This window comes from Phyllobacterium trifolii, assembly GCF_014192095.1.
In the GTDB taxonomy this organism is placed as follows: Bacteria; Pseudomonadota; Alphaproteobacteria; order Rhizobiales; family Rhizobiaceae; genus Phyllobacterium; species Phyllobacterium trifolii.
This window is the reverse complement of the sequence record NZ_JACHXN010000030.1, coordinates 27,361-51,051: the sequence shown is the minus strand read 5'-3', so window position 1 is coordinate 51,051 and position 23,691 is coordinate 27,361. Positions and strand designations below refer to the sequence as shown.

Annotated in this window: 21 protein-coding genes; 5 read left to right on the top strand and 16 right to left on the bottom strand. The window is 54.5% G+C overall.

From position 1 onward, the window contains the following. Positions 1-258: 258 nt before the first annotated feature. Both FHS21_RS27505 and FHS21_RS27500 read right to left on the bottom strand, forming a co-directional pair. The gene (locus FHS21_RS27505; RefSeq protein WP_112531010.1) at positions 259-984 is read right to left on the bottom strand and encodes a beta-ketoacyl-ACP reductase; all 726 of its coding nucleotides are present in this window, start codon (positions 982-984) and stop codon (positions 259-261) included. A 130-nt stretch (positions 985-1,114) separates the two neighbouring features. Then, complete coding sequence (locus FHS21_RS27500) at positions 1,115-2,299, bottom strand: acetyl-CoA C-acetyltransferase (protein WP_112531011.1); 1,185 nt, start codon at positions 2,297-2,299, stop codon at positions 1,115-1,117. Positions 2,300-2,560: 261 nt separating this feature from the next. Between FHS21_RS27500 and phaR the strand changes: the two genes are divergently transcribed. Next, entirely contained in the window at positions 2,561-3,172 is a 612-nt protein-coding gene (phaR, locus tag FHS21_RS27495) for a polyhydroxyalkanoate synthesis repressor PhaR (RefSeq protein WP_112531012.1), read from the top strand. 45 nt (positions 3,173-3,217) lie between these two features. Further along, the gene (locus FHS21_RS27490) at positions 3,218-3,496 is read left to right on the top strand and encodes a cupin domain-containing protein (protein ID WP_112531013.1); all 279 of its coding nucleotides are present in this window, start codon (positions 3,218-3,220) and stop codon (positions 3,494-3,496) included. A 76-nt stretch (positions 3,497-3,572) separates the two neighbouring features. Here FHS21_RS27490 and rpmF read toward each other — a convergent pair whose 3' ends face one another. Both rpmF and mtgA read right to left on the bottom strand, forming a co-directional pair. Continuing rightward, positions 3,573-3,755: a 50S ribosomal protein L32 gene (rpmF, locus tag FHS21_RS27485; protein WP_008121851.1), complete on the bottom strand. Its 183-nt coding sequence runs from the start codon at positions 3,753-3,755 to the stop codon at positions 3,573-3,575. A 164-nt stretch (positions 3,756-3,919) separates the two neighbouring features. Then, on the bottom strand, positions 3,920-4,615 hold the full coding sequence (gene mtgA / locus FHS21_RS27480; protein WP_281386176.1) for a monofunctional biosynthetic peptidoglycan transglycosylase: 696 nt from the start codon (positions 4,613-4,615) through the stop codon (positions 3,920-3,922). Positions 4,616-4,827: 212 nt separating this feature from the next. Here mtgA and FHS21_RS27475 point away from each other — a divergent pair, with 212 nt between their 5' ends. Then, the gene (locus FHS21_RS27475) at positions 4,828-5,745 is read left to right on the top strand and encodes a polyprenyl synthetase family protein (RefSeq protein ID WP_112531050.1); all 918 of its coding nucleotides are present in this window, start codon (positions 4,828-4,830) and stop codon (positions 5,743-5,745) included. Positions 5,746-5,748: 3 nt separating this feature from the next. On the opposite strand, the gene ispG is transcribed toward FHS21_RS27475, so the two are convergent. Next, complete coding sequence (gene ispG / locus FHS21_RS27470; protein WP_376772224.1) at positions 5,749-7,005, bottom strand: flavodoxin-dependent (E)-4-hydroxy-3-methylbut-2-enyl-diphosphate synthase; 1,257 nt, start codon at positions 7,003-7,005, stop codon at positions 5,749-5,751. 198 nt (positions 7,006-7,203) lie between these two features. Between ispG and FHS21_RS27465 the strand changes: the two genes are divergently transcribed. Together FHS21_RS27465 and FHS21_RS27460 are read left to right on the top strand one after the other, a co-directional pair. Continuing rightward, positions 7,204-7,983 carry a 3-hydroxybutyrate dehydrogenase gene (locus FHS21_RS27465; protein ID WP_183665100.1) on the top strand — a complete coding sequence of 260 codons (780 nt, stop codon included), beginning with the start codon at positions 7,204-7,206 and terminating at the stop codon, positions 7,981-7,983. Beyond that, complete coding sequence (locus FHS21_RS27460) at positions 7,980-9,101, top strand: patatin-like phospholipase family protein (RefSeq protein ID WP_312879944.1); 1,122 nt, start codon at positions 7,980-7,982, stop codon at positions 9,099-9,101. Before FHS21_RS27465 ends, FHS21_RS27460 begins: the two co-directional genes overlap by 4 nt. A 109-nt stretch (positions 9,102-9,210) precedes the next feature. Here the strand turns inward: FHS21_RS27460 and FHS21_RS27455 are convergent, their stop codons facing one another. The 11 genes from FHS21_RS27455 to FHS21_RS27405 form a co-directional block, all read right to left on the bottom strand. After that, positions 9,211-10,377 (bottom strand): MFS transporter, encoded by a 1,167-nt coding sequence (locus tag FHS21_RS27455; RefSeq protein ID WP_112531017.1) that lies wholly within the window; start codon positions 10,375-10,377, stop codon positions 9,211-9,213. A 44-nt stretch (positions 10,378-10,421) separates the two neighbouring features. Then, positions 10,422-11,168 (bottom strand): DeoR/GlpR family DNA-binding transcription regulator, encoded by a 747-nt coding sequence (locus FHS21_RS27450; RefSeq protein WP_162701982.1) that lies wholly within the window; start codon positions 11,166-11,168, stop codon positions 10,422-10,424. A 188-nt stretch (positions 11,169-11,356) separates the two neighbouring features. After that, entirely contained in the window at positions 11,357-14,815 is a 3,459-nt protein-coding gene (pyc, locus tag FHS21_RS27445; RefSeq protein ID WP_112531019.1) for a pyruvate carboxylase, read from the bottom strand. A gap of 173 nt (positions 14,816-14,988) precedes the next feature. After that, positions 14,989-16,104 (bottom strand): branched-chain amino acid ABC transporter substrate-binding protein, encoded by a 1,116-nt coding sequence (locus FHS21_RS27440; protein WP_183665098.1) that lies wholly within the window; start codon positions 16,102-16,104, stop codon positions 14,989-14,991. Between the two features lie 239 nt (positions 16,105-16,343). Continuing rightward, positions 16,344-17,459 carry a branched-chain amino acid ABC transporter substrate-binding protein gene (locus FHS21_RS27435; RefSeq protein ID WP_112531022.1) on the bottom strand — a complete coding sequence of 372 codons (1,116 nt, stop codon included), beginning with the start codon at positions 17,457-17,459 and terminating at the stop codon, positions 16,344-16,346. A 127-nt stretch (positions 17,460-17,586) separates the two neighbouring features. Then, positions 17,587-17,940, bottom strand: a complete 354-nt coding sequence (locus FHS21_RS27430) for a DUF6867 family protein (RefSeq protein WP_112531023.1) — start codon at positions 17,938-17,940, stop codon at positions 17,587-17,589. A 43-nt stretch (positions 17,941-17,983) separates the two neighbouring features. Next, the gene (locus tag FHS21_RS27425; RefSeq protein WP_112531024.1) at positions 17,984-18,715 is read right to left on the bottom strand and encodes an ABC transporter ATP-binding protein; all 732 of its coding nucleotides are present in this window, start codon (positions 18,713-18,715) and stop codon (positions 17,984-17,986) included. Then, the gene (locus FHS21_RS27420; RefSeq protein WP_112531025.1) at positions 18,715-20,112 is read right to left on the bottom strand and encodes an ATP-binding cassette domain-containing protein; all 1,398 of its coding nucleotides are present in this window, start codon (positions 20,110-20,112) and stop codon (positions 18,715-18,717) included. The genes FHS21_RS27425 and FHS21_RS27420 overlap by 1 nt, the downstream gene beginning before the upstream one ends. Then, on the bottom strand, positions 20,112-21,509 hold the full coding sequence (gene livM / locus FHS21_RS27415) for a high-affinity branched-chain amino acid ABC transporter permease LivM (RefSeq protein WP_112531026.1): 1,398 nt from the start codon (positions 21,507-21,509) through the stop codon (positions 20,112-20,114). Before livM ends, FHS21_RS27420 begins: the two co-directional genes overlap by 1 nt. Before the next feature lie 4 nt (positions 21,510-21,513). Next, a complete protein-coding gene (locus FHS21_RS27410; RefSeq protein ID WP_112531051.1) occupies positions 21,514-22,422 on the bottom strand; it encodes a branched-chain amino acid ABC transporter permease in 909 nt (302 codons plus the stop codon). 266 nt (positions 22,423-22,688) lie between these two features. Then, positions 22,689-23,690 (bottom strand): 4-hydroxyproline epimerase, encoded by a 1,002-nt coding sequence (locus FHS21_RS27405; RefSeq protein WP_112531027.1) that lies wholly within the window; start codon positions 23,688-23,690, stop codon positions 22,689-22,691. Position 23,691 lies beyond the last annotated feature (1 nt).

Here is a 23,691-nt window from a genome sequence, read left to right as displayed (position 1 = left end):
TGTGACCGAGTTTATCAGCACTAAAGACCAATGATTTCTTATGGTTAGCTGATCCATGCGAGCTTGCTCCAACAACTGTCGTTGCCATACCGGTCGAGCCAAATGGAATCGGCGCCTCGCGAGATTTCCGTTTTGTTCACCACACATATTTGGTGCTGCCGCAACAGAAACTGCACCACACGCAACCATTCACAAGTTTTATAGGACAAGATTCAGGCACTCGCCCAATATGTTGGCCCCACGCATTCTCCATCACTTTCAGGTCGAATACTGCCCACCATTGGCCGTGAGCGTAGACCCGGTGATGAAACCCGCATCGTCAGATGCCAGAAACACCACGCAGCGCGCTACTTCTTCCGGTTCGCCAAGGCGTCCGACGGGAATTTGCGGAATTATCCGCTCATTGAGCACCTTCTCATCAATTGCCCGCACCATCTCAGTGCCTATGTAGCCAGGGCAGATGGCATTGACCGTAATGCCGGCACGCGCGCCCTCTTGAGCCAAAGCCTTCGTGAAGCCGATATCACCTGCCTTTGAAGCCGAATAGTTGGCTTGGCCCGCCTGGCCCTTTTGTCCGTTGATCGAAGAAATGTTGATCACCCGGCCAAATTTGCGGTCGCGCATACCGCTCCACACTGGATGGGTCATGTTGAACAGGCCGGTAAGATTGGTATTGATGACGTCGCTCCATTGGCCCGGTGTCATCTTATGGAACATTGCATCGCGAGTGATGCCGGCGTTGTTCACCAGCACAGCGACGGGACCGAGTTCTGCTTCGATCCTTGCAATACCTGCTGCGCATTCCTCATAATTGGAGACATCCCACTTATAGGTCGCGATTCCGGTCTTTTTTCCGAATTCTTTGGCAGCCTCATCATTGCCAGCGTAATTAGCCGCAACCTTGTAGCCAGCGGCTTTCAAGGCGACGCATATTGCTGCGCCTATGCCGCGCGTTCCACCTGTTACGATTGCTGTTTTTGTCATCTATCATCCCTCCCTGAAACTTATCTCGTATAACGAAGTGCGACTATGAAAACATGAAACGGCTTGTTGGTTGCATCAGCAACCATCGATATGAAAACCGGCCCAATAATATTGAGCCGGTTGAGCCTTGTTAGTCCTTGATGCGCTCTACACAAAGCGCGACACCCATGCCACCGCCGATGCAGAGAGTAGCGAGGCCCTTCGTGCCGTTGCGACGCTTCAACTCGAACAACAATGTGTTGAGAACACGCGCACCGGAGGCGCCAATTGGATGGCCGATGGCAATTGCGCCACCATTCACATTGACTATATCCGGGTTGAACCCAAGATCCTTGTTGACGGCGCAGGCCTGTGCCGCAAACGCCTCGTTTGCCTCAACGAGATCAAGATCTTCGGCCGTCCACCCGGCCTTTTCAAGGGCTTTGCGCGAGGCCGGGATTGGTCCCGTTCCCATGATGGATGGATCAACACCGGCTGTTGCCCAAGATGCGATCCTTGCCAGCGGCTTGATGCCGCGACGCTTGGCTTCTTCCTCGCTCATCAGCACAACCGCGGCGGCGCCGTCATTGAGACCCGATGCATTGCCTGCAGTCACAGTCCCGTCCTTGTCGAAAGCCGGACGCAACTTGGCCAATGAGTCCAATGTTGCTCCATGGCGGATATATTCATCGTCGGCGACCACGACGTCGCCTTTGCGCGTTTTGACCGTAAACGGCACGATTTCATCCTTGAACTTGCCGGCCTTTTGAGCTGCCTCGGCTTTGTTCTGTGAGCCAAGTGCGAACTTGTCCTGTTCCTCGCGGGTCAACTGCCACTTGGTGGCGATGTTTTCGGCTGTAATACCCATGTGATAACCGTGGAAGGCATCGGTCAAACCATCCTTGATCATCGTATCGATCAGCTTCATGTCGCCCATTTTGGTACCACTGCGAAGATGCGCGCAATGGGGTGACAAGGACATCGATTCCTGACCTCCGGCAACAACGATAGTGGCATCACCCATGGCAATCTGTTGCATACCAAGAGCAACCGCGCGCAATCCGGAGCCGCAAACCTGGTTCAGGCCCCAAGCGGTCGCTTCCTGCGGGATACCAGCGGCCATTGCCGCCTGTCTCGCCGGATTCTGGCCTTCGCCAGCACCAAGCACCTGCCCCATGATCACCTCATCGACGTCCGCCCCGTCGACCCCAGCGCGGCTCAGAACTTCCTTGATGACGGCTGCGCCCAGCTCATGTGCCGGAACATTGGCAAATGCACCGTTGAACGATCCAACAGGGGTACGGGCGGCACTTGCGATGACGATGGATTGGGTCATAACGTTTCCTCATATTTGTCATTCTGAATTCATAAAGCATATATCGGTCAGAATTAGCTGCCTTCAACAGTTTGACAAGGCCCATTTAAGTATCAGACGCAAATATCGCTCATCGCACTGCAACATTGGACACAACGCACTGCGTTGAATGCAATGCACAAATCGCTTTGAATTGGCGCGCTTTGCCCCTATCCTCTTAAGTCCATCCGTAAGCCGGCACGCAAATTCGGCGGAGGAAACGAAGTTTTGGGGAGTTGAGTAATGGCAGCGAAAACCGGGGACATCGTCATAAAAAAATACGCCAACCGGCGTCTCTACAACACCGGAACAAGTACTTACGTGACGTTGGAAGACCTGGCCGAGATGGTAAAGCGCAATGAGGACTTTACGGTTCAGGATGCAAAGACGGGCGAGGACATTACTCACTCGGTTCTGACCCAGATTATTTTCGAGCTTGAGAACAAGGACGGGCAGAACATGCTGCCTATCCCGTTCTTGCGCCAATTGATTGCCTATTATGGCGATCAGATGCAGGTTGTGCTTCCAACGTTCCTTGAACAGTCCATGTCAGCCTTTGCAAAGGAGCAGGAGCGCATGCGCGAGCAGCTGACGGCGGCGTTCGGCAAGACGCCCATGGACATGATGAATGTTAGCGCCCCGCTCAAACTGGTCGAAGAGCAGGTGCGTCGCAACACGGAAATGTTGCAGCATGCCATGCGCATGTTCACGCCTTTTCCCTTGAACAAGACCACAGCTCCTTCTGAGCCCGATGATGCGCACGCGCCCGAGAAGCCCGCAAAGGATACGGGGCTCGATGAGTTGAAGGAGCAGATTGCCGCTATGCAGCGCAAACTCGACTCCCTTGATAAATAATGATCGATGGGGATAGAGCTAACCATTAACGGCGGAGTACTCGGTATGTCGGCGGCCAAAGCAACGGTATTCATCGACAATGAGCGCGTCGTCGTTACAGAATATCGTTTTGCTGTCGGAGAGAACACGGGCTGGCACAGGCACGCGCGTGATTATGTCGTCGTCCCGCTGATGGACGGACGGGTCAAGCTGGTGACGAAGGACGGTGAATCATTTGCGGAAATGAAAAAGGGCGTTCCCTATTTCCGGACTGAGGGCGTCGAGCACGATGTGGTTAACGCCAATGATGGTGAATATGCTTTTATCGAGATCGAGCTGAAATAGCTCAAGTACTGGGCGCATCGCACCCACTAAAAGACCGGCACAGCGGCCGGTCTTTTAGTGCGAATTCGGAAGAGAATTAGCCTTCCTTCGGCGTCAGAACCTGACGGCCACGGTACATGCCGGTCTTCAGATCGACGTGATGCGGGCGGCGCAGTTCGCCTGAATTCTTGTCTTCGACGTAAGTCGGTGCCTTCAGCGCGTCAGCGGAACGGCGCATGCCGCGCTTCGACGGAGAAGTTTTTCGTTTAGGTACAGCCATTGTTCCAGCTCCAGTAATCAGTCAAAATCCGGCACTGGCCCGATTGAGCCTGTCGCAATGGACAAAATTCCGGAAAGTTCGGTGGGGCTATACACGTCCTGAGGGCTTTTGACCAGCAGGACTCGCATATTTTTTGTCGCCAGGGCTTTTATCGGCAGTTTCATCTAGTTCACGCACCCGACATAGGCCCCGGCGCCGCGTGCTCTGCGTTCGTTGACCCGCGCCAATGTCTGCATGCCACGGCCGGGCCGCGCAGGATTGCGCACCATTGGATTAGGCAACGTCACCGCCAGATAAGCGGCCTGACGCGGCGAAAGCTTTGCTGCGCTTGTCTTGAAATGATATTGCGACGCGGCCTCGATACCATAAATGCCCGGGCCCCATTCGGCGATGTTCAGGTAGATTTCCAGCAACCGCTGTTTGGGCAGAATGAGATCCGTCAGCACAGCCAGAGGTACTTCCAGTCCTTTTCGGATAAATGAGCGGCTTGTCCATAGGAACAGGTTTTTGGCTGTCTGCATTGGAATCGTCGACGCCCCACGCGTCTGTTCGCCGTCAATCGTGTCCGAAACGACGGAATTCAATGCATCCCAGTCCACGCCGTTATGAAAACAAAACCTCGCATCCTCAGACATCATCACCGAATTGACGAGAGATGGAGATATCTGGTCGAGTGGCACCCAGCGGCGATCATAACCAGAAAACGTCACGATATCTTTCACCATCAACGTGGAAATCGGATGAATGAAGGGCAATCGGTAGAGACAGAGCAGGATAATCGGCAACATGATCAATATGATTCCCGCCAGAATCAGGTAGCGCACGGCCCGCCCGACGGGCGAACGTCCAGGATTGACCAGATAACCTCTGCCCCGCTTGTTTCTGACGAGAAGCCTTGCCACACATATCTTCCATTTGAATATTCCTGTCGGACATAAAGCAAAGAGCAACAGAAGGGAATTCTTTCTACGATTTTCTGAGCCGTACACACAGAGACCACTGCAGAAATGCAACCGCGCTTGCCCAGAGGCCATTGACCGGAAGCCGATTTATCGGCAATTGGCTGGGTATGATGACTGATCGGGATTTCTCATTGTTCCAGATTACCTTACAGCAGCGCGCAGCTTCGGTTGAAGCGCTGCTTGGCAATTTGCTGTCGGATAGCCCGCAAACCGGCGAGATCAGCCGGCCGTCCCGATTGATGGCCGCGATACGCCACAGTGTGTTGAATGGCGGCAAGCGCCTTCGACCGTTTCTGGTTATGGAAAGCGCTGCCCTTTTTAAAGCGGATAATCTTGCCGCTTTGCGCGTTGCTGCGGCGCTCGAATGCATTCACAGCTATTCTCTCGTTCACGACGATCTGCCGGCCATGGACAATGATGATTTGCGGCGCGGTCAACCGACAGTGCATCGGAAATTTGATGAAGCAACGGCCATCCTTGCTGGAGATGGCCTCCTGACCTACGCGTTCGAATTGATCGCCAGCGAGGAAACCGAGCTTGATGCTGAAGCTAGAGTAGCGCTCATCGCGACGCTGGCCCGCGCAGCAGGAATTGGCGGCATGGTAGGTGGCCAGGCGCTCGATCTCGAGGCGGAAAAGGTCAAACCAGACGAGCAAGGCATTATCCGCTTGCAAGCGATGAAGACCGGGGCACTGATCCGTTTTGCCTGCGAGGCCGGTGCTATCGTTGGCCGCTCCAACTTCGAGGACCGCGAGCGACTGGCGGAGTATGGCTCAGCCATTGGCCTTGCCTACCAACTTGCTGATGATCTGCTTGATGTTACCGCCGATGCAAGCCACATGGGCAAAGCAACGGGCAAAGATGCAGCGGCAGGCAAGGCCACACTTGTCTCCATGCATGGCATCGAGTGGACCCAGCGCCAGTTGGTCGGTCTGGTCGCGCAGGCGGAAGAGCTTCTCGCCCCCTTTGGTGAGAAAGCTGCACTTCTTAAGGATGCGGCGCGCTTTATTGCCGAAAGGCAGAGCTAGTAACTATTCTGCCGCGTGCGAACCCGCGCCAAGACCGAAGCGGTTCTCGATGTAATCTGCCACCATTTTCTGGAATTCCTGAGCGATACCGGCGCCGCGCAAGGTAGCAACCTTCTTGCCGTCAACAAATACGGGTGCGGACGGTGTTTCACCCGTTCCCGGCAACGAAATGCCGATATCGGCCATTTTGGACTCGCCCGGTCCATTGACGATGCAGCCCATGACAGCAACGTTCAGCGCTTCAACGCCCGGATATTTCTCACGCCAGATCGGCATGTTGGTGCGGATATCGCTCTGAATCGATTGCGCCAATTCCTGGAACACTGTCGACGTCGTGCGGCCGCATCCAGGACATGCGGCGACTATCGGGATAAATTGCCGAAAGCCCATGGTTTGCAAGAGTTCCTGCGCCACCTGGACTTCGCGAGTGCGATCGCCGCCCGGTTCAGGCGTAAGAGATATGCGGATCGTGTCACCGATACCCTGCTGCAACAGGATCCCCATCGCGGCCGAAGAAGCCACGATGCCCTTTGTACCCATACCAGCTTCGGTCAGCCCAAGATGCAACGCATGGTCACTGCGTCGTGCCAATTCGGCATAGACAGCGATCAAATCCTGGACCTGACTTACTTTCGCAGAGAGGATGATTTTCGAACGCGGCAGGCCAATCTCTTCAGCAAGTTGCGATGAAATGAGCGCAGACTGCACAATCGCTTCGCGCGTTACGGCTTCCGCCGTCAGGGGTGCGCCAGCAGCATGATTCTGGTCCATCAGGGCAGTCAGCAGTTCCTGATCGAGCGAACCCCAGTTTACACCGATGCGAACCGGCTTGTCATAGCGGATTGCCATTTCGATGATGGCGCCGAACTGTGCATCCTTTTTGTCCTTGAATCCAACATTGCCAGGATTGATGCGGTACTTGGCCAACGCCTCGGCGCAAGCCGGATGGTCAGACAGAAGCTTGTGGCCGATATAGTGGAAGTCACCCACCAGCGGGACCGAAAGGCCCAGCCGGTCAAGGCGTTCACGAATCTTCGGGACGGCTGCAGCTGACTCATCACGGTCAACTGTAATGCGGACAATCTGCGAGCCCGCCCTGGACAGAGCGGCCACCTGCGCCACAGTACCATCCACATCGGCGGTATCGGTATTGGTCATCGATTGAACGACAACCGGCGCTCCGCCACCCACCATGACGCCGCCCACATCGACACCGACCGACGGCCGCCGGCCAAAAGGTTGCGAGTAATAGTCTGACATCGTCAAGCTCCAGATATGCTGTTCAGGTGGCGCAGCTATCGCCATTTGTCAACTCCGTACTTACCAAGGAGGGGCTACGCCTGCACTGCAGAGCTTGTATGACAAAGTGTTCATGCTGCACGTCTAGCAATTTTGCTGCGATGCAATATATTCTGTCGGCCTTCTGCACGCACGGTTGATCAATCAAAGGAAATAACCATGGCCCAAAAGACCGCAGTCGTTACAGGCTCGAATTCCGGCATCGGGCTCGGTTCCGCGCATGCTCTTGCTGCAGCAGGATACAATGTTGTGATCAACTCATTCACTGACCGGCCCGAAGATCATGCACTTGCCAGCGAAATTGCCGAGAAGTACGGCGTAGAGGTCGCCTATATCAAGGCCGACATGTCGAACGGTACCGAGTGCCGGACCCTGATTGAAAAGGCCGCCCAAACCTTTGGCAGTGTCGATGTCCTGGTCAACAATGCCGGAATTCAGTTCGTTGCGCCTGTCGATGAGTTCCCGACGGAAAAGTGGGACGCAATCATCGCCATCAATCTGACATCAGCATTTCATACGACTGCGGCTGCCCTTCCATACATGAAAAAAGCCGGGTGGGGGCGCATCATAAATATTGCGTCAGCTCATGGGCTTAGGGCCTCGCCGTTCAAATCAGCCTATGTCGCGGCTAAGCATGGCGTCCTTGGCTTTACCAAGACTGTTGCGCTCGAAGTTGCAGAAAAACACATCACGAGCAATGCAATCTGTCCGGGTTACGTGCTTACGCCGCTCGTCGAGGCGCAGATACCCGACCAGATGAAAGCGCATGATATGGATCGTGAGACCGTTATCCGCGAGGTCATGCTTGATAAGCAGGCGACCAAGGAGTTTGCGACTGTGGACCAGATTGGCGCAACCGTCGTGTTCCTCGCCAGCGACGCCGCCGCGCAGATCACCGGAACCTCCATATCCGTCGATGGTGGCTGGACAGCGCAGTGACAAAGGTAAAATCGAAGACAATCAACATCGCCCTGCAAGGCGGTGGTTCGCACGGCGCCTTCACCTGGGGCGTTCTCGACCGCATCCTCGAGGATGGCCGACTGGCAATCGAAGGCATATCCGGCACCAGTGCAGGTGCAATGAACGCCGTAGCCCTCGCCGACGGGTGGTCACATAATGGAGCTGAAGGCGCCCGGGCAAAGTTGCACGAGTTCTGGCGTGCCGTGGGGCGAACGGGGCAATTCAGCCCTGTCCAGCGCACCCCATGGGATCGATTCTTCGGCAACTGGTCAGTTGAACATGGCCTCGGCTACAACCTGTTTGAACAGTTTTCGCGATTATTTTCTCCCTACGAGTTCAATCCGTTCAATCTCAACCCCCTAAGGGACGTGGTCGAAAAGGAAATCGATTTCAAACGTGTACGGGCCTGTTCTCAATTCAAGCTCTTCGTTTCCGCGACCAACGTAGAGAGCGGGCGGCTGCGTGTCTTCTCGCAATCGGAACTCAATGCAGACGTGGTCATGGCTTCAGCCTGCCTTCCCTATATCTTTCAGGCAGTGGAAATCGATGGCGAACCCTATTGGGATGGCGGCTATGGCGGCAATCCGGCGCTATACCCGTTCTTTTATTCGAGCGAGAGCGAAGACGTCCTCTTGGTTCAGATTAATCCGATCGAAAGACGCGGCACCCCCAAGACGGCACGCGAAATAACCGATCGTATCGATGAGATTACCTTCAACGCTGCCCTTCTACGCGAGTTCCGTTCGATTGCATTCGTCAATTCGCTGATTAAAGCCGGAAGGCTGGAGCATGGCGAATACCGCAACATTCGAATGCACCGCATCGACGCCGACGAAGCGCTCGAGGGCCTGTCTTCGTCATCCAAGATCAACGCAGAATGGGCATTCCTTGAGTATCTGCGCGATCTTGGCCGAGCAGCCGCAGGAGATTGGCTTGAGGACAATTTCGATGCCGTCGGCGAACATGCCACACTCGATCTGACCGGCGAGTTGACGCCGGAAATGAGCGTCGGTCTGAAGTCTCACAAGCCCGGCAAACGCGTGAGCGATTTTCTCTTGCAACGGAAAAAGCCTTCCGTTGTCACCCGGCGCGCTTAGTCGTCTCTCGAACAATTCCCGTTTTTCTTCGAATCACGGAATTGCTCTAATTCTTTGTTTTTACGCAATTTCGGACGGAAAACCGGTTCCCACTTTTCCTGGAATTGCTTTATGATCGGTCAACATCAGCGCTCTTTGCCAGATTGGACATCAGAAACACAACGATAAGCAATCCGGCGAGCACCATATAGACTGGTCCAAATCCGGTTCTGCCTCCGACAAAACCTATGGCCGATGGAGCAACAAGAATACCCGAATAGCCCATGAGCGTCACCATGCTGAGTGCCATTCCGGAAGACGTCCCTTTTTGATTTCCTGCTGCCGAGAAGGCGATTGGGACCATATTTGCGATACCAAGCCCAGCGAATGCAAATGCAAGTATCGCAATCCAGGAATTCGGTGCAACGCTGGCAATTAACATGCCCGTTGCGCCAATGAGTGCGGAGTATCTCAATGTCTTCACTGCACCGAAGCGGTTGCGTACGCCATCGCCGAGAAAGCGCATGATCGACATGGTTCCGGAAAAGGCCGCAAAGGCGAACCCAGCGGTTGCGATGTCCGCGCCTCGTTCCTGCTGGAGATAGAGCGCTGCCCAATCCAGCACCGAACCCTCGGGCACCATGGAAAACAACGCCATCAATCCGATAAGATAGATCAATGGATTGGTCGGGAACTCAAGCTTGTGCTTTTCCTGTGTCGCAGGCGAGTCTTCGGTGATCATATAGCCGAAGGTTGCCATGCCTAGCACGATGGCGATCAGCGTAACCACCAGCGCATGAGCCAAGTGGCCATGCGCTTCGATCACCAATCCGCCCAGCGCACCGCCGGCAAACCCGCCAAGGCTCCAGAAGCCATGCGAAGACGACATGACCGCCCGCGAGAGCTTTTTCTCCACCTCGACTGCATTGGCGTTCATCGCGACATCCATCCCGCCTATCACAGCACCAAAGAGAAATAGGGCTGGTGCAGCTGTCAGAACGTTTGGGGCGAGAGCGACGAGCAACAACGAAAAGGAGCAGAAAACCGCAAAGCCTTTCACGACCGCCCGCGATCCAAACCGGCTGATCAAGTAACCGCACCACGGCATGGCCGAAAGAGCGCCCACGCCAAAAATCAGGATGAGCAAACCAAGCGTAAACTCGCTGATCCCGAGACGGACCATAAATACGGGAATTTGCGGAGCCCAGCTACCAACCAGGAAGCCGTTGAAGAAAAACGCGCAGGCAACCGCCCACCGGCCATAGACGGCTTTCCTGAGGTAGACAGAGGCATCCATTGGATCATCACCTGTTGTGCACTGATATTGCGAAGACATTTAGGTCACAGGGTCTCATCGTCTGCGACGATTATTTCGACGCCCATCCCGCTTATCCGCTCCAGAATCGACCGATCTGCCGTCCGGTCGGTTATAAGGGTGGATACGAGCGATATCGGGCCAATGGCAAAGGGAGCCTGCTTAACAAGCTTTTCGCTTGTTGCAAGGAGAATGATCTCATTGCATGCCTGACCAAGGGTAAGTTTCATACGTGCATCATCATAGTTCTCGGCACGCAGCATCAACTCTTCATCGACGGCGCATGCACCGAGAACACAATAGTCAACACGCATCGATTGGACTTCGGCCAGCGTGGATTGCCCGATGGCACTGCGCGTCAGCCGGTTTAGGCTTCCACCCAGAAGAATGACCTCGCAGCAGGGATGGTCGAGCGCCGCCGAAGCGATATCGGGGGAACCGGTGACGATACATGTCTGAAGATCTCTAGGGAGTGCACGAACGAATTCCAGCACTGTTGTACTGGAGTCGAGAAGCATCGTGGTGTTCGCCGGGATGCGGCTCGCGCCGGCGACGGCGATTGCCTTCTTGCCGGCGGTCTCATCGCGAGCACGCTGCTGAAAGCTCCGGGGACCTGATCTGCTTCTTGCAGCGCCTCCATGGAATCGCTGGACGAGACCCTGCTCGGCCAATTCCCGAAGATCCCGGCGTATAGAGTCTTCGGAGACGCCAAATTCCAATGCGACCGCATTCGCCAGCACGCGGCCAGACTCATTGATCCTCTGGAGGATCATACTTTTTCTTTCGTCCGGCGATAAATCCTTCAGCATAGAACGCCCCTGCACATGCGGTCACGATAACCACATTTGCCTATATCGGCAATAGATTATGCGTATATTTGCATGAATGGGGATTTTGCACGCAAGCCAAAAACAAAAAAGGCTCAGGTGGGCCTTTTTCATGCTTGCGAATTGCCACAAGCCTATTCGTAAACGACGAGAAGATCCTTTGCGTCTATCTGATCGCCGGCACGCACGTGTACTTCCACAACTATGCCATCTCGTTCGGCCCGCAAGGCAGTCTCCATCTTCATAGCCTCGATAGACAACAAGACATCTCCCGCGTTGACTTTCTGTCCACTCGCAATGCCTACAGTTGAGATAATGCCCGGCATGGGCGCACCCACCTGTTTGTCATTTCCAAGCTCCGCTTTACGTCTTACGCCAGCGCCACTGCCGGCACGTGTGCGATCGGGGACTTTCACACGCCGCGGCTGACCGTTCATCTCGAAAAAGACTGTACACATTCCTTTATCATCGGGTTCACCCACTGCCTGGTTGCGCACGACGAGCGTCTTGCCGCGCTCGATGTCGAGAAACACTTCCTCCTCCTGCGCCAGTCCGTAAAAGTAGACATGCGTCGGCAGTACACTCGTCGGGCCGTATGTATTGTGCGTTACTGCAAAATCCGTGAACACTTTGGGGTACATGAGATACGAGGCAAATTCCTGATCGCTGATCTTCCGTTCCAGCTTGGTCTCGATTTCTTTCCGCTCGGCATTGAGATTGGCGGGCTCCAAAAGTGCACCCGGCCGCTCGGTGAATGGCTTTTCACCTTTCAGAATCTTCTTCTGAATGTCCTTCGGCCAACCTTTCGGTGGTTGTCCGAGATCACCGCGCATCATCGACACCACCGAGTCCGGAAATGCTATATCCTTGTCGGGGTTCTCCACGTCGGCGACAGACAGATCCTGGCTTACCATCATCAGAGCCATATCTCCGACAACCTTGGAGGATGGAGTGACCTTGACGATATCGCCGAACATCTGGTTGACGTCCGCATAAGTTTGCGCAACTTCGTGCCAACGCGTCTCAAGTCCAAGCGAGCGAGCCTGTTCCTTGAGATTGGTAAACTGCCCCCCGGGCATTTCGTGAAGGTAGACCTCGGAGGCCGGCCCCTTTAAGTCACTTTCAAAAGCCGCGTATTGCGTACGCACCGCCTCCCAATAAAACGAAATTCGGCGTATCCACTCGGGATCGAGGCCGGGATCGCGCTCGGTACCTTTCAATGCCTCAACGATCGAACCCAAGCATGGCTGCGAGGTATTGCCGGAGAGGGCATCCATCGCAGCGTCAACCACGTCAACACCTGCATCCACCGCTGCAAGAACAGTTGCTGCGGCAACACCCGACGTATCGTGCGTGTGGAAATGCAGCGGCAGGTCGGTTGCTTCGCGCAACGCCTTGAACAAAACCTTCGCAGCATTTGGCTTCAAAAGACCCGCCATGTCCTTGAGGGCTATGACATGGGCCCCGGCTTTCTCCACCTGCTGCGCCAGGTCGACGTAATATTTCAGGTCATATTTTGGCCGCGCCGAGTTGAGGATGTCGCCCGTATAGCAGATCGCGGCTTCGCAGAGCTTGTTCTCCTCGACGACCGCATCCATGGTGACACGCATGTTTTCAACCCAGTTCAAACTATCGAACACACGGAAAACATCCACACCGCCTTTTGCCGCTTGGCTTACAAAATATTTGACGACATTATCCGGATAGCTTTTGTAGCCGACGCCGTTGGCGCCGCGCAGCAGCATTTGCAGAAGGATATTTGGAGCCCCTTCGCGGATTTCAGCGAGGCGCTCCCACGGGTCTTCCGTCAGGAACCGCATTGCCACATCAAAAGTAGCACCGCCCCAGCATTCCAGCGAGAAGAGCTGTGGCAGGGCGCGTGCATAAGTACCGGCAACGCGAGCAATATCATAGGTCCGCATTCGTGTAGCCAAGAGGGATTGGTGCCCATCGCGCATCGTGGTGTCCGTAAACAGCACACGCTTCTCATTGCGCATCCACTCGGCAAACTTTTGCGGCCCGAGTTGATCGAGCAACTGTTTGGTGCCGTCGGGGATCGGCGTTTCAACGAAAGGAACGCGCGGCAGCGCCGCATCTTTGGAGGGCGCGGCCCTGCCCTTGGTTTCCGGATGACCGTTTACGGTTACGTCCGCAAGATAGGTCAGAAGTTTGGTTGCACGGTCTTGCCGCTTCACCTGTTCAAAGAGTTCGGGCGTCGTATCGATGAATTTGGTCGTATAGGAATTATCGAGAAATTTCGGGTGTGTGATGATCGCTTCAAGGAAGGTGAGGTTAGTGGCGACACCGCGAATACGGAACTCGCGCAGCGCACGATGCATCCTGTGGATGGTTTCTTCCGCTGTTGGCGACCAGGCTGTAATCTTTTCCAACAGTGGATCGTAGAATCGCGTGATCACCGCGCCGGAATAGGCTGTGCCACCGTCTAGTCTGATGCCGAAACCCGTAGCGCCGCGATAGGCGGTGATGCGACCATAGTCCGGAATGAAATTCTGTTCCGGATCCTCAGTGGTTATGCGGCACTGCAAGGCGTGGCCGTTGAGCTTGATATCTTTTTGCGCGGGTACGCCCGATTCCGGCGTGCCGATGGCCGCACCTTCAAGAATGCGTATCTGCGCTTTGACGATGTCGATACCAGTCACCTCTTCAGTAACCGTATGCTCGACCTGGATGCGTGGGTTCACTTCGATAAAGTAGAACTCATTCGTATCGGCATCCATCAGGAACTCGATGGTTCCGGCCCCGATATAGCTGGTTTCCTTGGCAATCTTCAGACCGTAATCGCATATTTCCTTGCGTTGGCTGTCAGTGAGGTATGGCGCAGGCGCGCGCTCGACCACTTTCTGGTTGCGGCGCTGGATGGAACAATCGCGTTCGAACAGATGCACCGCATTGCCATGCGTATCGCCAAGGATTTGTACCTCGACATGGCGGGCGCGCTGCACAAGCTTTTCAAGATAGACTTCGTCCTTGCCAAAGGCAGCCTTGGCTTCCCGCTTGCCCTCGGTGACCTCGCGGGCGAGGTCATCCACCGAAAAAATAGCGCGCATGCCACGCCCGCCGCCGCCCCATGATGCCTTCAACATCACCGGGTAACCAATCTGTTCGGCCATTGCCTTGACAGCTTCCATGTCGTCGGGCAGCGGCTCGGTTGCGGGAACCACCGGAACGCCGATTTCGATTGCCAGATTGCGCGCGGCAACCTTGTTACCAAGCCGGCGCATGGTCTCCGGCTTCGGTCCGATGAAGATAATGCCGGCCTCCGCGCAGGCATCGGCAAATTCGGGGCTTTCCGACAGAAGACCGTAGCCTGGATGGATAGCGTCGGCGCCCGAAAGCTTCGCAACCCGGATGATCTCCTCGATTGAGAGGTAGCTTTCGATGGGCCCCATGTCCTTGGCCAGATGCGGACCACGACCAACCTGATAGGACTCATCCGCCTTGAAGCGGTGCAGCGCAAGCTTGTCCTCTTCCGCCCAGATCGCCACGGTTTTCATGCCAAGCTCGTTGGCCGCACGGAATACGCGGATGGCAATCTCTGATCGATTGGCGACGAGTATTTTCTTGATAGGCAAGGCGAAAACTCCAGACAGCGAAAAAGCGCTTTAAAATGGATTGGGCTGCATCAACATTTCTCAGGATTGTTGCAGTGCAAACAAATACATATTGAACACAAGAATCTCAAATGTCCAATAGCAAAATGCCCGGCGTTAGGCCGAGCATTTCACGCATATATAAGTTAGTCAGCTTATTGCTGGAAATAGCCGATCTTGCCGTCGGGGCCCTTTTTCCATTCATACATGACGTAGCCCGGGAATTTCGGATCGCCCTTCTCATCAAACGCCAGATCACCTAGCACCGTCTTGAATGGCCCCTTTCCTTTCAATGATTTGGCTATCAGTTCCGGATCGTTTGTTTCTGCAGCGTTTGCGGCAGCAGCGATGGCCTGAAGGGAGCCGTAGGCGTACAGTGTGAATGCTTCCGGTTCAAAACCATCCGCCCTGAACTTCTCGATCAGTTCCTTGTTCGCCGGGTTGTTGCGTGGATCCGGACCAAATGTGTTGAGCGTACCAATGACGGCATCGCCTGCTATCGAAGCCAGCTCATTTGAGACGATCGCCGCACCTGAAATAAATTGTACTTTAAGGCCCTGGTCCGCCAATTGACGCATGATCAGGCCCGCTTCCGTGTGTACACCGCCCCAATAGAATACGGTAACACCGGCTTCCTTCACTTTGCTGATCAGCGCTGAGAAATCCTTGTCACCGGTATGGACGCCCTCGTTGAGCACTTCGGTGATGCCCTGGGCGTTCAGTGCTTTCTTGGTTTCATCGGCGAGACCCTGGCCGTAGGGCGTCTTGTCATTGACGATGGCGATCTTGGCGCCCTTGAAATGATCGGCGATATATGCTCCGGCGACCTTCCCTTGCTGGTCATCGCGGCCACAGGTTCGGAATGTGTTCCAGAGACCGCGCTCGGTATACTTCGGATTGGTCGACGCCGGGGTTACCTGCAGGATACCATTCTCCGCATAAACCTCCGACGCTGGTATCGATACGCCCGAATTGTAGTGACCAATAACGATCTTCACGCCGTCGGCCACGAATTTGTTTGCAACGGAAATACCTTGCTTCGGATCGGAAACATCATCGCCAAAGGCTAGATCGATCTTCTCACCATTGATACCGCCGGCGTCGTTTATAGCAGTGGTAGCTGCCTCGACCCCTCGCTTGATCTGTGCACCCATGGCTGCATTCGGTCCAGTGAGTGGAGCCCCAACGCCGACCAGTATATCGGCGCCAGCGTAACCGGTGAATATGAGCATTGTTGCTGCAACCATGCCGGGAAAAAGTAGCTTCGTCATACAAAACTCCATTCTAAAATGACGTCAAAAAATTGCGGGCAATATTACCATATCCGGAGCTCAATCGCCGGCATAGGTTTTGGGCGGATAAACGAAAGGCTTGCTGTAAAAATTGCTGATGTTCTACGCGGGCTAATAAGCGCCGCTGTGTTCCGTCGAAACACGACAAACGCGATGGTTATCAATGTGAATGCCCAGCAGAGGGCCGGGCATTCACTGATTGTCCTCAAACGGAAGGCTTATTGCTGGAAATAGCTATACTTGCCGTCTTCGCCCTTCTTCCATTCGTACATAACGTAGCCTGGAAGCTTGGGATCGCCCTTTTCATCAAAGGCGATATCGCCAAGAACGGTCTTGAACGGGCCCTTTTCCTTCATCGTTTTCGCAACGGTCTCAGGATCGTTCGATCCAGCTGCCTTTGCTGCATCAGCGATGACCTGTGCTGCTGCGTAGGCGTAGAGCGTGTAGGCTTCCGGCTCGAAGCCCTGCGCACGGAACTTCTCAACGAGTTCCTTGTTGGCAGGATTCTTGCTCGGATCCGGACCGAACGTGTTCAGTGTACCTGCAACCGCGTCGCCAGCGATCGAAGCAAGTTCATTCGAAACGATACCATCGCCGGAGATGAACGTGACTTTCAGACCCTGGTCAGCAAGCTGGCGGATAATCAGACCGGCTTCGGTGTGCAGACCACCCCAATATAGAACTGTAACGCCGGCTTGCTTGGCCTTGGCGATCAGAGCGGAGAAGTCTTTGTCGCCGACGTTAACGCCTTCGTACATCGCTTCCTTCATACCCTTGGCGTTCAGCGTCTTCTTGGTTTCGTCAGCGAGACCCTGGCCATAGGGCGTCTTGTCATGCACAACCGCAATCTTGGCGTCCTTGAACTTTTCGGCAATGTATGTACCAGCTACAACACCCTGCTGATCGTCGCGTCCGCAAGTGCGGAAAGTGTTCCACAATTTGCGCTCTGTGAATACCGGGTTGGTCGCAGCAGGCGTGATTTCCAGAATGCCGTTCTCAGCATAAACTTCAGATGCCGGGATCGAAACACCGGAATTGAAATGGCCGATAACGAACTTCACACCGTCAGCAACAAACTTGTTGGCAACGGAAATGCCCTGTTTTGGATCCGAAACGTCATCGCCAAGTGACAGTTTGACCTGCTCACCATTAACGCCGCCGGCTGCATTGATCTCAGCGATAGCTGCTTCTGCACCCTTCTGCAGCTGCGCACCGAAAGCGGCGTTCGGTCCGGTCAACGGTCCACCGACACCGATCAGAAGATCGGCATACGCGTTGCCGCTCAAGGCGAGCATTGCAGCAAGCGCAACGCCCGATAACAGTGACTTCTTCATTTGAAAACTCCCATTTTCTAGGTACTTACCAAACCCCTCGCGACGGCTTGTTTTCGTCGCTTGAAGATTACATTTGCCGATTTCCCGGCGGTTGTCACGCTGATTCATTTCGCATCAGCGAGATAGGTTAAGCTCTCGTTCTTTCTTTCCAGGCGAATGGAGAACTTTTTTCATAGAGCCAATGATATTGCCGGACCATCTGGTTGGTACGGGTATAGCGATAGCCGAGGATTCCGATGATGGTCAGCACAATCGTGTCTACGATGTAGTAGTGAAGTGTGAACATCGTTCCACCAAAAAGAGCAAAGTGGATGAACCGGACAGCGATGCCTAACAGCAGCATGTAGAATATGACGATTACCAAGGGGCGCCATGTTTTGGCGCATGCTCGTCCTGCCATCCACGCGGCCCAGCCGCCCATAAGGCAGGTAACCAGTATGAACAGCCAGATTGAAGGTTCTTCGTATAAGATGCCTTGCATGGCAATATTCCCCTTGAGGCCTTTCAAGAAGGCCTTTCTCTCATTAGTGGCGACCGCCTTCAAGATACGCGGCGCGCACTTCCGGATTTGCAAGAAGTTCCGCGCTCGATCCGCTCATAGTCACAATCCCGTTCACCATCACGTAGCCGCGATCGGCGAGCTTCAGAGCGCCGAACGCGTTCTGTTCAACTAGGAACACCGTCAATCCGGTGGTCTTGTTCAACTCTTTGATTGCTTCGAAAATGTGCTTGATGATCAGCGGTGCGAGACCCAATGAAGGCTCGTCCAGCAGTAGCAGGCGCGGACGTGCCATAAGCGCCCGCCCGATTGCCAGCATTTGCTGTTCGCCGCCAGAAAGTGTGCCGCCGCGCTGATTGATGCGTTCCTTCAACCGCGGGAAAAGATCGAACACCATGCGCGAATCTTCATCGAAGTACTCAAGCTTGTCGAGGCTCGCACCCATCTGCAGATTTTCCTGCACGGTCATGCGGGGAAAAATGCGGCGGCCTTCAGGTGATTGTGCAATCCGCAGCCGCGCGATTTCATGCGTCGGCAATTGCGTGATGTCCTTGCCGTCAAAAATGACCCGTCCGGTACGTGCGCGCGGCATCCCGAAGATTGTCATCATCAAGGTGGATTTTCCGGCGCCGTTGGCACCGATCAAAGCGACAATCTCACCCGGATCGGCATGGACTGTCACACCGCTCAAGGCACGAATATTGCCGTAGTAGGTTTCAACGCCTTCAACGCTGAGAAGGGCTTGCTTTTCTGACATTATTTAGCCCCTCGGGTCTTTTTGGGCGCCGGGGTTACCTGGCTTTGCTTTGCCAGTTTCTTGGCCTGTCCAATCCAGTCTTCACGCGCGATCCGCCCGTCAAAAGCAAGGTAGGCCTCAGCGGCGATAATGTCGGCCTTCTTCCAGGCAGCAATCTGGTCGAAATGGAATATTCCGTGTTCGTTGAGTTTGCGCTCGTTGACCGGCCCGATCCCCTTGATAATGATAAGTTTGTCTGCCTTGCCGCCACGCGGCTCTGCAAGTGCGTTCGCTGTTGCACCGGGTTTGATCGCCACCAGCGACTTTGCAGCCGGATTGATTGGCTTCGATTTCACGGTACTCGCTGCTGCAGGCTTGGCAGCAGTTTTGTCTGTGACGGACTTTACAACGGGCTTTTTTGCAGCCGTAGCTCTGGCCCGCCTGACCTTGGCAGGAGCGGAAGGAATAAGGGTGGCCGGAGCCATATCCGGATGGGCTTCCTCGATCTCGTGCAGCGCCTCGGTCGAAAGCAGGTCTACCGCCGCGGTAATATCATCGACGCCAGCGGCTTCTGCCTGTTCGATCAGTTCGACCACTTCTTCGTCCTCGACGCCGAGATAGGCAGCGATGACCTTTGGATCGTTTTTCACGGTCTCAGGCGTGCCATCCGAGATTTTCGTGCCGTATTCGAGAACAACAACGTGATCGGAGATTTCCATGACCACGGACATGTCATGTTCTATGAGGAGGATCGAAGTCCCGGTCTCATCACGAATATCGAGCAGGAGCTTGTTTAGTTCAGCAGACTCACGAGCATTAAGTCCTGCAGCAGGTTCATCAAGGCAGAGCAGTTCGGGATCCGTACACATTGCACGAGCGATCTCGAGGCGCCTCTGCGCACCATACGGCAGATCACCAGCCGGGTCGTCGGCGCGCTCCACCAGATTGATCTTGTCCAGCCAGAAACGGGCCTTCTCGATCGCATCCGAAGCCGCCTTCTTGTAAGTAGGAAGGCCGAGCAGACCGAGAATGGTAAACCCAGACGATAACATCAGTGGATTGTGCTGAGCGACGAGCAGGTTTTCCAGAACGGTCAATCCCGAAAACAGGCGAATATTCTGGAACGTGCGCGCGACCTTGGCCTTCTTGGTGATGACGAAATCGGCCATCCGCTCCAAGAGATACTCCTCACCATTCTGACGGGTCATCGTCAGCATACCTTCGGTCGGCTTATAAAAGCCGGTTATGCAATTGAAGACCGTGGTCTTTCCAGCACCGTTGGGGCCGATAAGGGCAGTGATTGCGCCGCGCCTGGCTTCGAAATTCAGGTCATTGATCGCGATGAGGCCACCAAATTTCATCGAGAGCCGTTCAACGCGCAAGATTGCAGTGGGATTGTTTTGCACTTCCGAAACCATCAGCCGTGGCCTTCTTTGGTAAACTCGCTGGACACCATCTTGCGTTTATGCAGGAAAGCGCTCGGTTCTCGATTGCCGACAAAACCACGCGGCTTCCAGACCATGACCACGATCATCGCAAGACCGAACAAGAGCATACGATAGAGTTCGGGAGTGAAATCCGGTCCAAAGATGCGCTTCAGGAATTCCAGCTCGCGCAACAGTTCAGTGCCGCCGATCATCACTGCCGCAGCGATAGCGATGCCGACCAGTGATCCCATACCCCCCAGAACGACGATTGCAAGAATGATGGCGGACTCCAGGAACACAAAGGATTCAGGGCTGACAAATCCCTGCCGTGCTGCGAAGAACGAACCAGCAAAGCCGCCGAACATTGCGCCTGTGGCGAACGCTGTTAGTTTTGTCGTCGTCGTATTGATGCCAAGTGAGCGGCAGGCGATCTCATCCTCACGCAAAGCCTCCCATGCACGACCGATAGGCATACGGCGCAGACGAATGGTGACCCATGCAGTCAGGAGCGCAAGGAGCAGAATAAGATAGTAGAGAAAAATCTTGTAGTAGACGCCGGAATTGGGAAGACCAAGCAGCGCTGCGAAACCGGTTGGTCCAGGGGTGAAAGGAATACCAAACAAGGTTGCTTTGGCGATACCCGAAATGCCGAACGTGCCCTTGGTAACGACGGTCCAGTTGATCAACACCAAACGAATGATTTCACCGAAAGCGAGGGTGACAATCGCCAGATAGTCGCCGCGTAGGCGCAAAACCGGGAAGCCGAGCATAATGCCCCAGAGGGCGGCGAAAATGCCCGCCATCGGCAGCAACAGCCAGAACGATAAGCCGAAATGGGTTGAAAGCAACGCGTAGGAATAAGCGCCAACAGCATAGAAGGCGACATAACCGAGATCGAGCAGTCCGGCGAGACCGACCACAATATTCAGACCCCAGGCGAGCATCACATAGATCAGGATCTGAATGCCAAAATTATCGACATACTTCAGTGAGCCTTGCAGGCCACCCATGATAGAGCCGTTATAGGCCCAGAGGATCAGAATCACGAGGAACGGATAGATGAGCAGCAGTCCGAGTCCAATCTTGGGGAAGCTCTTGCGGAATGCGGATTGTTCTTTTTCGACTGCAGCACGCTTGTTCTTGCTGCGCGCCTCGCTCCAGGGTGTAATGTAAGCGGTCAGTAAAAACCGCCCTATACCTGCGACAAGCACGAAGATCGCCAGCAATCCCCAACGCTGGTTGAGAACAAGCTCATTCCGGATATTCTGATCGGTGCGGAAACCGACGATCAGAAAGAACAATCCGAAGGCGAGAGCACCGGCGAGGAGCCCTTCCTTCACAGCTTTTGCGAAGACGGAATCCGGTTCTATTTTTTGGACGTCGGCCATACGCTTAAACCTTTTCGACTTCGGGCCGACCAAGAATGCCGGAAGGCAGGAAGATCAGAACAATTGCCAAAATCGAGAATGCGGCAACGTCCTTGTAGTCGATGGAGAAATAGGCGGACCAAAGAGCCTCGATCAGGCCGATCAGCAGACCGCCGACCACGGCGCCGGGGAGCGAGCCGATACCACCCAGCACCGCGGCAGTGAAAGCTTTAACGCCTGGGGTGAAACCATCGGTGAAGGAGATGACGCCGTAAAACATGAGATAAAGCGTGCCGGCGACTGCCGCGAGCATGGCGCCCATAACGAAGGTCATGGAAATGGTCTTGTCTACGTCGATACCGAGCAGAGCCGCCATCTTGCGGTCTTGTTCACAGGAGCGCTGCGCCCTTCCGAGCGTCGTTTTGTTGACAAGATACCAGAAGGCAGCAAGCAGGATCACTGTCACGATGATGATGACCATCTGTTTGTAGGCAACTGTGATGTTCGTACCATAAATTGTGATGCCACCATTGACGAGTGGTGGGATCGGCTTGTTGCGCGGACCCTGTGTGACCTGCACGAAATTGGACAACGCGATCGACATGCCGATCGCTGTAATCAACGGTGCGAGACGAAACGACCCGCGCAGGGGCCGGTAGGCCAGGCGCTCGATCGTCCAGCTCCACAACCCCGTCAGGAGCATGGCCACAATCATCATCAGGAGCAGCGCCAGAACGACTGGCACCCCTCCAATGAAAGTAGTCAAGGCAAGAAAAACAATCATCGCCATAAAGGCGCCGAGCATGAAAACATCGCCGTGGGCGAAGTTGATCATACCGATAATTCCGTAAACCATCGTATAGCCGATGGCGATCAGTCCATAGATCGAACCAAGCGTCAATCCATTGATCGATTGCTGGATGAAGTACTCCATCGCAACGACACCCCTCATTTTATTGGGAAGTTTTTTATCCGGTTTTTTTATCCGGTTCCCATTACCCCAATGTCTTTACACCTAGCGTCTGCGTTAGAGAAAGCAACTGCTTTTTTGGCTGACACAACAACGTTACATTTGCTGACATATATTCTCCGGAAATTTTCACCAAATTTAATATACAATGCAACAGAAATTCCGGCGTTTTCGCTCGTGTTAGACGAATTGACTAGTCGCGCCTTAATTCTCCAGTGATCCAAAAGGGACTATTTGACCACAAAGCCATGAGCAAACGGATCGCGGTCGTCTATGAAGATGGTGTTATATCCTGTCATGCGCGCCCACCCTGCAATCGATGGAATGATCGCCGGCTTTCCTGCCACGCTGATGGCCTCTTCGACCCTGCCATGAAACAACGAGCCGATTATTGATTCGTGCACGAAATCATCGCCTGGTTTCAGCTTCCCCTTGGCCGCTAATTGCGCCATGCGGGCGGATGTTCCGGTTCCACAGGGCGAACGATCGATGGCCTTTTCGCCATAGAAAACCGCGTTGCGTGCATGGGCTTCTGGTTGCGTCGGTGCGCCGGTCCAAAGGATATGGCTGAGCGTATTGATATCGTGTTTTTCCGGATGCTGGAACGAATAGCGCTCGTTGAGACGCTCTCGGAGTATCGGACTCCAGCCGATAAGATCGAGCGCTCGATAGTCGGCAATATCCGTGAAATTCTCCTGGGGATCGACGATCGCATAGAAGTTCCCGCCATAGGCAACATCGACGAATAACGTTCCTAAATCCGGACATTCGACCTCCAACTTCTCGGCATAAAGAAATGCGGGAACATTGGTAATCCGCACACTGGAAACGTATTGGCCGTCTAGTTCGTACTCCGCGATCACGAGCCCGGCGGGTGTATCGAGTTTAAGGATACCTGGTGTCTTCGGTGTTATCAGGCCGTGTTCGATCGCCATCGTCACCGTACCGATCGTTCCATGTCCGCACATGGGAAGGCAGCCGGACGTTTCGATGAACAGCACCGCCACATCGCAATCGTCACGGGTGGGGGGATAGAGAAGCGATCCGGACATCATGTCGTGCCCCCGCGGCTCGAACATTAGTCCTGTACGGATCCAGTCGAATTCCGCCAGGAAATGCGCCCGCTTTTCCATCATCGTTGAACCGGAAAGATTCGGGCCGCCACCCGCAACCAGACGGACCGGGTTGCCACAAGTATGACCATCGATACAGAAAAAAGAATGGCGCGCCATG